Raw genomic sequence first — 12,917 nt, 5'->3', positions numbered from 1 at the left:
CTTACAAAAAGAATGATTGGATACTATTGATTTTTCAATTTCTCAACCATCAGAGAAGCGGCATGTTCCGAAGCGCCTGCCTCGCCCAAAATGTTTATTATCCGGTCATAATTTTGCAGCATCTGATTTCTGTAAGTTTTGTCATGTAGAATCTTATCCAATTCAGCTTTGATATTCTTTATAGAGAAGAACTTAGCAAAGAGCTCCTGAACAACAGTCTCGTCTGCAATCAGGTTGACTAGCGAAATATATTTCGTGGTGAGCAGATGTTTAAACACCCAATATGTCAGTGGAGGCACAGGTGTTTTGTAGCACACAACTTGGGGAACCCGAAACAGAGCTGTTTCGAGAGTTGCCGTTCCCGAAGTAACTAAAGCTGCCTGCGAATAGCTTAACAGCCTGTACGTCTGCGCAAAAATTATCTTACAATCGCTATTTTTCAGGTATTGGCTGTAATATTCCTCATCTATTCCCGGAGCACCGGCAATGACAGGCTGATAGTCAGGAAAACTTTTCATTACCTCAAGCATAGTAGGCAGATTATCTTTTATTTCCTGCTTGCGGCTCCCTGCCAACAACGCAACTAATGGTTTATTCGACAGAGAATTGTCAGTTCTGAATTTATCTAAAGTGTCCGCTTCGTTTCTCTTTCTGAAATCAACTACCTCATCAACAGTAGGGTTGCCAACATAGTTAACCTTATAATCGTGCTTCTTGAAAAATTCAACCTCGAAAGGCAGGATGCAAAACATTTCGTCCACATATTTTTTGAAAGACTTGACACGGTATTCCTTCCATGCCCAAACCTTAGGCGAAATGTAGTAATAGACTGGAATATAAGTGTTTTTCTTTACAAACTTAGCCATCTTCAGGTTGAAACCCGGATAGTCGATAAGAATGACAACATCAGGTTGAAATTTCAGTATTTCGTCCTGACAGGTCTTCATATTTCGCAAGATAGTCTTCGCATTCATCACCACGGGAATAACTCCCATGAACGCCATTTCACGATAGTGCTTAAGTAGAATACCTCCCTGATTTTGCATCAAATCGCCACCAAAATAGCAAAATTCTGCATTCACATCTTTTTCTTTCAAAGCTTGCATCAGGTTGGCACCATGTAAATCGCCCGAGGCCTCACCTGCAATAAGGAAGTATTTCATGTTTTGTTATTTGTTTATTTTAACCAGTCTCTACTTTTTTTTATACTGAACCAAATAGCCTTACCTACTGTCTCTATATAATTTAAGCATCCTTTCAATGAAGCCATCTAGACTTTTTAAATTATACTTAATTTTTGAGTTTTTGTCATGTTGAACGTAGTGAAACATCTAAAAAANAAAAAACAGATCCTTCGATACTCTCAGGATGACAAAATTGAATAAAACGAAAAAGTCTAGACGGTTTCAATATCTTATTTTAATGCAATTCAATAGTTGAAACGTATTCTTTTATGCTGTACAACATCTACCCAGTAGGGGCGTGTGTCAAAAGTTCCAAATTTCAGAAAACACCCCCGGCCCCTAAAGGGGTGTATTGATTATCAATTGTTTAAAAAGTCCCCTTTAGGGGATTAGGGGTAGAAAAGACTTTTGACACACCCTCGACCTTTCGGGCAGAGCAGAGCCCTGCCCCTACCCCCCCTCCCATCCTCCCCCTAAAGAAGGAAGGGATTTATTTCTTTTCCTTTGGAGAAGTGTAGGGGTGGGGTTTTACTCCACCCGAAAAACGTCGAATAAAAGTCAAGATGGATTTTCCGTTAATTTCGCTTTATCGGTAGTCATTTCCATGCTTTCCCACCCACGAGCCATCTCTATGAAATCGTGAGCCGTCATATCTATTTTGATGGGAACAACAGACGCATACCCGTTTGCCAAAGCCCATTCGTCTGTATCTTTATCGTTTGGTTCGTCATTGGCAAATCTTCCGGTTAACCAGAAAACCTCTTTGCCTATGCCATCTTTCGACCTCACAAACTCTTCCACCCATTGCCCTGCTGTCTGACGGCAAACCTTTATGCCTTTCAGTTCGTCCCCCTTGGGTATGTTTACGTTCAGGCAAACACCAAGAGGAAGCCCTGTTTTCAGCACATCGGCACTCAGCTTGGCAGCAACTTTTTTCGAGTTCTCAAAATCCGCATCTGCACGATGGTCTGTCAATGAAAACCCGATGGACGGAATTTTAAAAATACAACCCTCCATTGCAGCACCCATCGTACCCGAATACAATACACAAATGGAAGCATTGGTTCCGTGATTAATTCCTGTAACAACAAGATCGGGCTGGCGGTCTACAATCTCGCTCAACCCAAGCTTCACACAATCTACGGGTGTTCCGGTACAGGCATATACGGTAACATTTTCCTTTTTTTCAACCAAATGGCAACGTATCGGAGAAAGGCTTGTTATAGCACCCGACATTCCCGAGCGTGGCCCGTCGGGAGCAACTACAATCACTTCGCCCAGATCTTTTACTGCTTCTACGAGCGATTTGATACCTTTTGACTGGTAACCGTCGTCATTTGTGACAAATATAAGTGGCTTATTTTTACTCATTTTCACTCAAAATTTTCTTTCGATAGACAAAGATAACCAGAATTTGTCGAACGTTTGGTATTTATGGCATAACAGAGGTTAAAAATTTTCGGTAAATTATTATTTTTATTTACATTTGCTATGATTAGGAAATATCATATTCAAGTATAATTATTTCTCGTAATGAAAAAGTTTAGCATCAGTTTTTTATTGCTGGTTTTAGCGTGTAGCCTCGGTTTTGCACAACAGTACAGAAAGCCTGTGAAACCTGTGAAAAACGTGATATTGATGATTCCTGACGGAACGTCGATAGACGTGGTTTCGGCTGCACGATGGTATCAGATATTAAACAACCCGGACAGCAAAAGCCTGAATATAGACCCTTATATGTGTGGAACCGTGATTACATTTTCGTCTGATGCTCCGATAGGTGATTCTGCCCCCACGATGTCGGCCTATATGACAGGTATGCCTCAGCAAGCGGGAAATATTTCCATCTATCCTTTAGCCAGCCAGGGTAAAGATTTGGTGGATGTTGATTCAGCAAAGACATACCAGCCTCTTGCAACCATATTAGAAGCCGCAAAATATCAAAAAAACAAAGCTACGGGATTGGTTGTCACGGTAGAATTTCCGCATGCAACACCTGCTGCGTGCGCTTCGCATTACTATAACAGAAATAAATATAGCGTGATTGCGCCTCAAATGGCTTACAACAATCTGGATGTAATGTTTGGTGGCGGAAATGATTATGTATCGGAAGATATGCGGAAACATTTCAGCAATACAGGAACAATTTTGATACAAGATGACGTAGAAGCATTTCGTACGTCAACCGGGTCGGAGAAAATGTGGGCCTTGTTCGGAAAAAAACATCAGCCAAATGACTTGGATCGTGACCCCTCGAAAGTTCCTTCACTTGCCGAAATGACACATCTGGCTATAGAGCGTTTGTCTAAGCACGAAGACGGCTTTTTCCTGATGGTGGAAGGCAGCAAGGTTGATTGGGCAGCTCATGCTAATGATGCAGTTGGATGTATAACGGAGTTCCTAGCTTTCGACGAAGCTGTGGGTGTGGCTATGGATTTTGCAAAAAAAGACGGAGAAACGGCAGTTGTCATACTTCCTGATCATGGCAACAGTGGACTTACCATTGGAGAAAGAAATTGCAAGGGATACACAAAGTTATCGTTGGCAGATTTATTCGGTACGGTTTCCAAATATAAAAAATCTGCTTACGGCATGGAAGAGGTGCTAAGGGCACATTCGCCCAATCAGTATAAGTCTCTGTTTAAGGAATATATGGATATAGACCTTACGGAACAGGAACTTAAATTGCTGCTATCATCCAAAGACATGAACGTAGAGGACTACATGGATGTGAAGCACGATAAAAGCCTCGTAGGCACGATCGTTGATATTATGAATTCCCGCACATGCTTTGGTTTCACAACAGGAGGGCACACAGGAGAAGAGGTTTTTCTTGCCGCCTATCATCCGCAAGGCGATTTGCCAATCGGCGTAAACAGGAATACCGAAATCAATCAATATCTGGCCGATCTGGCGGATCTGCAAACTCCATTGTCAGACATGACGAAAGAAGTTTATGTTAAACACCAAGAGGTATTTGCAGGAATGAACTATGTTATACATGATAAAGAAAGTAATTTTCCTGTCCTTATTGTGAAGAAAGGAAAAAATAAACTGGAAATTCCGGCGTTTAAATCAGTAGCATCGTTAAACGGAAACCCATTCGATCTAAAATCCGTTATAGTGTATGTAGACAAAAACGAAACATTTTATGTTCCTCTCGAATTAAGCGAAAAATTGAAATAATTGTTAAATAAAAATCTATCAAATTGTATGAATCGGAAAAGTATTTTATGGTTGCAACTAGTAGTGATTACTTGTGTTGCTATGGTGGCCAGTTCTTGTAGCAAAAAGCTCGACCCGTTGTCAGCTAATTTGTTTACTGCAAGCCCGGCTCCACTCGAATTGGTGGGAACAAAAGTTCCTGTTGTGGTGAATGGTAGGATTCCCGCAAAATGGTTCAATAAAAATGCAGAGCTAACCATCACTCCCGTTCTTAAATATCAAGGAGGTGAAGCGTTAGGCACTCCGTTTTATTATCAGGGAGAAAATGTTGCCGGAAACAATATCATCGTGCGCGAATCTACGGGAGCAAGCATTACCATGGGTAGCGAATTCGATTACGTTCCGGCAATGCAAAAATCGGAATTGTATCTTCGGTTCGAGGCTTCAATTAAAGGAAAAAAATTCAGCTTCCCCGATGTAAAGATAGCCGACGGAGTAGTTGCATCCGCAGCTTTTGCCGACCCTCTCACAACAACACCGTCTATTGCTCCGGATAAATTCCAGAAATCTATACAAGAGGCTTATGATGCTGAAATCATGTTCCTTATACAACAAGCCGAACTTCGCTCAAGTGAGTTGAACTCCGGAGACTTGTCGGCATGGAAAAAACTGGTAGCGGATGCAGACAAGGATGTGAAAAAGAACGTAAATGTTGAGATATCTGCTTATGCTTCTCCCGATGGTGGTTTCAAACTGAATGAGGCTCTGGCTGAAAAACGTGAGCGCAACACAACAGGATATTTGGAAAAAGAATTTAAAAAATCGAATGTCGATGCAGATATCACAGCACATTACACTGCTCAGGATTGGGATGGTTTCAGAAAATTGGTAGAAGCATCTAATCTTCAGGATAAAAATCTTATAATCAGCGTTCTTTCGATGTATAATGATCCGGCAGAAAGAGAGCGTGAGATAAAAAACATCTCGGTTGTTTACAAAGATCTGGCAGAAACTATTTTACCAAAACTTCGTCGTTCTCGCCTTACTGCTTATGTAGAAGTGATAGGTAAAACCGACGATGAGTTGAGGTCTGCTGTGGCTTCAAATATGGGTAGCCTTTCTGTTGAAGAATTGTTATATGCTGCAACATTGACAAACGTGGCAACTGAAAAAGAGAGAATATATTCTTACGTAACATCTAAATATCCAAACGATTACAGAGGATGGAACAATCTAGGTGCTGTATACTTGCAAACAGGTTTGACCGATCAGGCTGCTAACGCCTTTCAAAAGGCTGCCCAAGTGAATTCCCGTTCTGCCGAAAGCAACATGAACCTGGCATTGTTGGCTTTGGCTGACAACAATACATCTAAGGCGGAGCAACTGTTAGGAAATGCAGCCGGCGCAAACAACCTGAACGAAGCGCTTGGCGTGATGTATCTGAAAAAAGGTGATTACGCAAAAGCTGCGCAATCTTTTGGTAATGTGGCGACAAACAACTCTGCATTGGCTCAGATATTGAACAAAAATTATAGCAAGGCTCAACAAATATTAGATTCTGTATCACGCAAAGATGCAACTACTTATTATTTGAATGCGATTGTGGCTGCCCGCACAAATAACACATCGGGTGTTGTCAGCGGATTGAAAAAGGCTATTCAAATTGACCCTGACTTGAAAACTTCAGCTTTCAACGATCTGGAATTCTCTAAATTCTTGTCGAACAATGACGTATTGAATGCTTTGAGATAAACAAGAAAACCTACAACATAGAAAAGAGGGTGTCCCAAAAGTAAGATTACACTATCAAAGTGTTACTGATTTTTGTCATTGAGTCGCTTTCGCTCCTCGAACGTTGTTTCTGAGTGCAACGAAGAATCTGTACTTTCTAAAAACAGACCCTTCACTTTGTTCAGGATGACAAAAAGACATTGAAATTTACTTTTGGGACACCTTCCTTTTTTCTCATTCTCGCCTCGTTCTCTGAAACAGCATAAAAAAGAAATCGTCTGAAAGCCCCTATTCAGGCAATCAAACGATTTCTCCATTATTAATCTATTCTATAAAATTATTATTAAAAAACTCAAGGCATCATGAGTTTTGTCGCTTTTCGTCGTTTTTTACACCCTGACCATTTTTCAGGCTTTTCTGTATTATTTCACGACGATCTGTCCTGAATTTTTCTTTTGCAGCCTCTAATTGCTTTGCCTGAACTTCCGGCGCAATCCGGCTTCTTTTTATTGCACTTTTTTCCTGAATATAATTATTTTTCAAAGCTCTAAGCTGATTGCGTGTTGCCTCATCCAATTTCATGTGAGGTCTTTTGTTACCTTTTCCTTTCGCAAATTTCTTATGGTCTTTCCCCTTTTTAGCCATTTTTTCAGACCTGTCTTTTCGCTTGTCTTTCAATAGAGATTGCTGTTCGGGAGTGAGTATAGAATTAATACTTTCCCTGTGCGACTTAGCCAAGTCTTTTCGCTGGGTTTTCAACGCATCCGACTTATTCTTAAAATCTTTGTTCAGAGCTTCAATTTTGCTTTGTTGTTCGGCAGTCAGATTCAATTCTTTCATCACACTTCGTCTGCCGTCACCTTTTTTCTGCTTTGTATTTCCTTGTGCCGCAATTGATCCTACCGAAATAACAGAAGCGATCAGCGCAAATAAAAACAATTTCTTCATAACCTTATTTTTTTTATGTGTTTACAAATAGTTTGATTAAAGTTACACAAGAACGTTTAAAGCCTTCACATAATTTAACATCGGTTACAGAACTATTATCTAAGTCGCTTCTTCTCAAACACTCGGCGAGTAATTGTCCAATAGACAACAATACTCAAGCAGCAAAGAACAGCTCCGGTCATATACAAACCCTCGAAGGAGTAGATTCCTGAAATATATCCTCCCACCAACATTCCAAGAGCGAGTCCGAGATCGAACGCTACCAAATAGGTTGAATTGGCTGTGCCCCGTTGATTGTTTTCCGCCATATTGATATATAACGTTTGCAAAGCGGGAAACATCATCCCAAAACCAACACCGATGAATAACCCCGATGCACAGAACGCATATATATTATGAATCAGAGCAAAAGAGAAAAATGCAACAGCCACAATGCCCATAGCCACCACATTCACCAGATGAATATAGCCTCTATCAACCAGTTTTCCGGCAAAGATTCGTGACGCAATGATTCCTCCCGCCCAAAACAAAAAGAAAATTCCTGCGTTAGGAACATCAACCTCCTTGCCATATTGCGCAACAAAGGGACCTATTGTGCCCCACGCAAAGCAAGGCAAAAGCTGATTGAGAAATATAGGAAAAGCCGGAAGCAGAAAGAAACGGTCGAAAGAAAGACGTTCCCTTTTCTGAGGTTGGCGTATAGGAGCCTTTATCATTGCTGCAGCAAGAACTCCTAAAACTCCCATACCTATGGCACACCACAACAAAGTGGAAAAGCCACTTTCATGGTAAATATGAATAGCGATGAAAGGACCAACAGCCATTGCCACATTCATAAATGTTCCGTAATAGCCAATGCCTTCTGCTCGTCGCTCCGACGGCACAACATCAATGGCCAACGTGCTTGAAGAAACCGTAGACATACCCCACGCCATTCCATGAAAAAAACGGACAATTATGAAAAGAATCAGAACGGTTGTGTAAAAGTCAAGCGAAACACCCAGCAGTTTTTCTACACCTTTGTATACCAGTTCGGCCGAAAAATTGAAATATCCGAAAAAGATCAGTACATAACACACGAAACTTATGAGCAATATCTTCTTTCGTGAAAACATATCCACAATATAACCCGAAAACGGTCGGATAATCAGTATCGCAATAGCATACGAAGCCAGCACTATACCTGTCTTGGTCTGAGGTATATTCAACACTTCGGTTATATATAACGGAATAGACGGCATCAGCAAATTGAAAGAGCATGCCATCAAAAAATTGGCCAAACAGACATTCAGAAAGCCCATCGACCACAACTTAGGTTTACTTGTCGGATTCATATCTTAATTACTCTACAAACACACCCAAACTTAACGTAATAATTATCTTTTTTGTTCCCTAAATGCACATTTTTGACATCAAAGTCAGAAAAAAACAGTGTAAAGGTAGCAAGTTTTTGAAACTTAATTCAACATAAAATAACCAATTTAATTTGTTTTTATAAGATACAATACTTTCCTTTGCAAATATTTCATACTAGAAAATATTTACATATGGAAGCAATTTGCAAATTAAAAGATATATATAAGGCTCTTTACAATTTTGAGAAAGAATTTTCCGAAACAAACGGAATCACCATCAACGAGGGCATGATACTGTGTTGCCTGAAAGATGGCAAACCTAAATCGGCCAACGATTTGTGCGGTTTCGTAGGTTTATCAAATTCAAGGGTTTCGAAGGTTATAAACACTGTGGAATCGAAAGGATACATTGCCCGTGAGATGGGCACTAATGATAAACGGCAGATGATTTTCACTCTCACAAAATCGGGTAAAGAAAAAGTAAAAGAAATGTTGGCTAAAGAGATGGATTTCTCGGCGTTGGCCGTACAACTAAATAAAATAATAGAATAAGATAGATATGAAAGTATTGATAATAGGAGGTGTTGCGGGAGGCGCAACAGTTGCTGCCCGTCTTAGAAGGATGGATGAAAGCGCAGAGATAGTCCTTTTCGAACGGGGCGAATATATTTCTTACGCCAATTGTGGCTTGCCATATTACATCGGAGGAACAATCGCCGACAGAGACCGATTGTTTGTTCAAACTGCCGATGGGTTTGCCCAACATCTGAAAATTGACGTCAGGATAATGTCGGAAGTCACGGCAATAAACCTGAAAGAAAAGACCGTAACAGTACGCAATCGGCAGAAAGATGAAACATACGACGAAAGTTACGATAAATTGGTGATATCCACAGGTGCAGAGCCTATAAAACCACCAATCAATGGAATAGAAAACGATAAGATTTTCTCTTTGAGAAATGTACCCGATACAGACAGGATAAAAAAATACATTACTGAAAACAAACCTCAACGGGCAGTAGTTATAGGTGGTGGCTTTATCGGGTTGGAAATGGTTGAAAATCTTCATGATGCCGGAGTGGATGTCTGCGTTGTTGAAAAAGCCGATCAGGTGATGGCTCCACTCGATTTTTCGATGGCTTCGATGGTTCACCAGCATCTTAAGAGTAAAAACATCGGGTTGCTTTTGGGTGAAAATGTAACGGGCTTCGATGACAATGGAAGCCGGATAACCGTACAATTGGAAAGTGGAAAAAGCATACCCGCCGATATGGTTATTCTGAGTATAGGCGTGAAACCCGAATCAAGATTAGCCAAAGATGCAGGGATAGAACTCGGCTCGCTGGGCGGTATAAAAACAGACGATTACATGCAAACATCCGACAAAGATGTTTACGCCTTAGGTGATGCGGCAGAAGTGTTTAATCCTGTCATTGGCAAGCATATGCTGATACCTCTTGCCGGACCTGCCAACAAACAGGCTCGCATTGTTGCCGACAACATTCTGGAAGGAAATAAGCATAAATATATCGGAACCATTGGAACATCCATTGCAAAAGTATTTGACCTGACTGTTTCGGCAGCAGGTGCTTCATCCAAGCTCCTCGACAGGGAAGGGATTGCTCATCATTCGTCTTTCACACATGGCAATTCGCATGCCGATTATTATCCCAATGCGTTGCCCCTTTCCATCATGATAAACTTTTCACCAAATGACGGGAAACTATTAGGCGCACAAGTTGTTGGATTTGACGGTGTTGACAAACGAATCGACCTGCTTGCTCAGGTTATAAAGAATGGTGGAACAATCTACGATTTGCAGGAAATAGAGCACGCCTATGCCCCACCCTATTCAGGAGCAAAAGACCCTGTAAACATGGCAGGGTTTGTTGCCGAAAATATATTGAAAGAAAAAGTAAAAATTATACACTGGAAAGATGTGCAGAAACTCGCAGCATCGGAGTATATTTTGCTTGACACCCGTTCAAAGAATGAGCATGAAATGGGAAATATCAAAGGCTCGATAAATATTCCTTTGGATGATTTGCGCAACAGGCTGACTGAGATACCCAAAGACAAGAAGATTATACTCTACTGTGCTGTGGGAAAAAGAGGGTATGTTGCCTCACGAATCCTGACTCAGAATGGTTATGATAATATTTATAACCTTTCGGGCGGATACAAAACACAGTCATCCGTAGATGGAAGCCAGTCTACTCAAAATGCTTTTCAAGAGCAAAATGAAAACAACAAACCAATAACAAGAACCGATGGTATGAAAACCGTATCAATAAATGCCTGCGGCTTGCAATGTCCGGGTCCGATAATGCAATTGAAAAAGAATTTCGACCAAATAGGCGTCGGCGATCGCCTGGAAATAAAAGTGACCGATCAGGCTTTCGGCGAAGACCTTAACGGATGGAGCAGAATGGTGGGTGCGAAAGTTGTGAGTATGGAAAATTCTAAAGGAATAATAACGGCAACAATCGAGAAACTTCCTAAAGAAGAGCCGAAAAACACAGTATCAGTCAGGGATAATAAAACACTTGTAGTTTTCAGCGACGATCTCGACAGAGCTTTGGCTTCGTTTGTTATTGCCAATGGTGCTGCGGCATCGAACAAGAAGGTAAGTATCTTTTTCACCTTCTGGGGGTTGAATGTGATAAAGAAAGCGAACAAACCCAAAGTAGAAAAGGATTTTTTCGGAAAAATGTTTGGCTTGATGCTAGCTTCCGGCAGCAAAAAACTAGGCTTATCGAAAATGAATATGGGAGGACTAGGCGGTAAAATGATGCGCTACATCATGAAAAAGAAAAACATTGACAGTTTGGAGTCGTTGATGCAACAAGCAAAAGAAAATGGGGTTGAATTCATTGCCTGTTCCATGTCGATGGATGTTATGGGTATAAAAAAAGAAGAACTGATGGACGATATCACTATCGGAGGAGTTGCAGCTTATTTGGACAGAGCCGAAAATGCGAACGTCAATTTATTTATATGAATCAGTAGTTGAAAAGTGTTGGTTTAAATTAAGCAAACCGCAAAGATATAGAGAACCCAAAGTTTTTCGATTTGTCATCTTGAACGGAGTGAAGTATCTGTTTTTATAGATGCTTCGCGTTGCTCAGCATGACAAACATTTCGGGCAGAGCAGAGCCCTGCCCCTACAACAATATCCCATTTGATTGTAGGGGTGGGGTTCTACTCCACCCGGAAAATGACGAATAAAACCAAGAGTTCTCAGCTACTGATTGGCATTATTTATATAAGAGAAAGGAGAAATAATAAAATGAAAAGAATCAGGAATATATTAAAACAAAACTGGCTTTATCTGGCCGGTGCTGCAATGGGCGCAACAAGCGGATATCTCTATTGGTATTTCGTTGGATGCACAAGTGGAAGTTGCCCTATCACTTCATCACCAAAGATGAGTATGCTCTGGGGTGCAATAATGGGTGCATTATTATTAAGTATATTAAAAAAACAACCGAGTAATGAAAACAAGTAAACTATCCGCAGCTCTATTTTTAGCAATAGCTATATTGCTCATTTCCTGCAAGAAAGAAACAAACAAAGAACAAAAAGACAATGAAATTGTTAAAATAGAAAGTAACGAAAACAGAACGAAAAAAGGAAGTAATATGAAAACAATAAAATTGACAAAAACCGAATTCTTGACTAAAGTGGCTAATTATGAAGCAAATCCCGAATGGAAATATCTGGGAGACAAGCCTGCGTTGATTGACTTTTATGCCGATTGGTGTGGACCATGCAAAGCAATAGCGCCAACCCTGGAAGAACTTGCCGCCGAATATGGCGATCAAATATATATTTACAAAATAGATACGGATAAAGAACAGGAACTTGCTGCACTTTTCGGGATAAGAAGTATTCCGAGCTTGCTCTTCATTCCAATGAACGGACAGCCTCAAATGTCGCAGGGAGCAGTTCCTAAACCTGAATTAAAATCGGCAATAGATAAAATACTGCTGAATAAATAAAGACCGAAAGCCTCACCCTCATTATGGTGAGGCTTTTCATTTTTATGATTTTGGCAACCTATCCAAATTAACTTACTTTTGCACAAAAACTAGATGTAAGATTATGAAAGTAAAAGAATATTTCGAGCAAGATGAATTTGCAAAAATGACCGGAGTAGAATTGCTCGAAATTGAAAACGGCTATGCAAAAGCCCGAATGGAGATAAAACCATCTCACCTGAATGCAGGCGGAGTATGTCAAGGTGGAGCAATATTCACTCTTGCAGATTTTGCTTTCGGCGTAGCAACAAATAGCCATGCACAACTGACATTTTCAATAAACTCAAATATCAATTTTTTCAAATCGGAAAGATCGGGATTCTTGTATGCCGAAGCTCGCGAAATATTCAGTCATAAACGAATAGCAAGTTGCGAAGTTGAGGTAAAAAACGAAGCGGGCGAATTGATCGCAACATTCAGTGGCACAGGCTACAGAAAAGAAATAGAACTGCCTTTTGATGCTTTAAAGTAAAAATCGAAATTTAATAATCAAT

11 protein-coding genes are annotated in these 12,917 nt (G+C 40.4%); 7 read left to right on the top strand and 4 right to left on the bottom strand.

The genetic code is table 11. From position 1 onward, the window contains the following. Nucleotides 1-23: 23 nt before the first annotated feature. The gene (gene lpxB, locus D0T56_RS07365; RefSeq protein WP_163319501.1) at nucleotides 24-1,163 is read right to left on the bottom strand and encodes a lipid-A-disaccharide synthase; all 1,140 of its coding nucleotides are present in this window, start codon (nucleotides 1,161-1,163) and stop codon (nucleotides 24-26) included. A 579-nt stretch (nucleotides 1,164-1,742) separates the two neighbouring features. Next, the gene (gene surE / locus D0T56_RS07360) at nucleotides 1,743-2,555 is read right to left on the bottom strand and encodes a 5'/3'-nucleotidase SurE (RefSeq protein ID WP_163319500.1); all 813 of its coding nucleotides are present in this window, start codon (nucleotides 2,553-2,555) and stop codon (nucleotides 1,743-1,745) included. A gap of 162 nt (nucleotides 2,556-2,717) precedes the next feature. On the opposite strand from surE, the gene D0T56_RS07355 reads away from it, so the two are divergent. Further along, entirely contained in the window at nucleotides 2,718-4,370 is a 1,653-nt protein-coding gene (locus D0T56_RS07355) for an alkaline phosphatase (RefSeq protein ID WP_163319499.1), read from the top strand. 27 nt (nucleotides 4,371-4,397) lie between these two features. Then, nucleotides 4,398-6,101 (top strand): hypothetical protein, encoded by a 1,704-nt coding sequence (locus tag D0T56_RS07350; protein ID WP_163319498.1) that lies wholly within the window; start codon nucleotides 4,398-4,400, stop codon nucleotides 6,099-6,101. Nucleotides 6,102-6,440: 339 nt separating this feature from the next. Here D0T56_RS07350 and D0T56_RS07345 read toward each other — a convergent pair whose 3' ends face one another. Both D0T56_RS07345 and D0T56_RS07340 read right to left on the bottom strand, forming a co-directional pair. Further along, complete coding sequence (locus D0T56_RS07345) at nucleotides 6,441-7,028, bottom strand: Spy/CpxP family protein refolding chaperone (RefSeq protein ID WP_163319497.1); 588 nt, start codon at nucleotides 7,026-7,028, stop codon at nucleotides 6,441-6,443. A 95-nt stretch (nucleotides 7,029-7,123) separates the two neighbouring features. After that, on the bottom strand, nucleotides 7,124-8,362 hold the full coding sequence (locus D0T56_RS07340; RefSeq protein ID WP_163319496.1) for an MFS transporter: 1,239 nt from the start codon (nucleotides 8,360-8,362) through the stop codon (nucleotides 7,124-7,126). Nucleotides 8,363-8,575: 213 nt separating this feature from the next. Between D0T56_RS07340 and D0T56_RS07335 the strand changes: the two genes are divergently transcribed. From D0T56_RS07335 to D0T56_RS07315, 5 genes are all read left to right on the top strand, one after another. Beyond that, nucleotides 8,576-8,935: a MarR family winged helix-turn-helix transcriptional regulator gene (locus tag D0T56_RS07335; protein WP_163319495.1), complete on the top strand. Its 360-nt coding sequence runs from the start codon at nucleotides 8,576-8,578 to the stop codon at nucleotides 8,933-8,935. A 7-nt stretch (nucleotides 8,936-8,942) separates the two neighbouring features. Continuing rightward, nucleotides 8,943-11,384, top strand: a complete 2,442-nt coding sequence (locus D0T56_RS07330; protein WP_163319494.1) for a CoA-disulfide reductase — start codon at nucleotides 8,943-8,945, stop codon at nucleotides 11,382-11,384. Nucleotides 11,385-11,672: 288 nt separating this feature from the next. After that, on the top strand, nucleotides 11,673-11,891 hold the full coding sequence (locus D0T56_RS07325) for a DUF6132 family protein (RefSeq protein ID WP_163319493.1): 219 nt from the start codon (nucleotides 11,673-11,675) through the stop codon (nucleotides 11,889-11,891). Beyond that, nucleotides 11,878-12,384, top strand: coding sequence for a thioredoxin (gene trxA, locus D0T56_RS07320; protein ID WP_185153856.1), 507 nt, complete (start codon nucleotides 11,878-11,880; stop codon nucleotides 12,382-12,384). The genes D0T56_RS07325 and trxA overlap by 14 nt, the downstream gene beginning before the upstream one ends. Before the next feature lie 103 nt (nucleotides 12,385-12,487). Next, nucleotides 12,488-12,895, top strand: a complete 408-nt coding sequence (locus tag D0T56_RS07315; protein ID WP_163319492.1) for a PaaI family thioesterase — start codon at nucleotides 12,488-12,490, stop codon at nucleotides 12,893-12,895. Nucleotides 12,896-12,917: the final 22 nt, after the last annotated feature.

This window comes from Dysgonomonas sp. 520, from assembly GCF_010501095.1.
Lineage (GTDB): Bacteria > Bacteroidota > Bacteroidia > Bacteroidales > Dysgonomonadaceae > QVMP01.
This window is presented reverse-complemented; position numbering and strand designations above follow the sequence as displayed.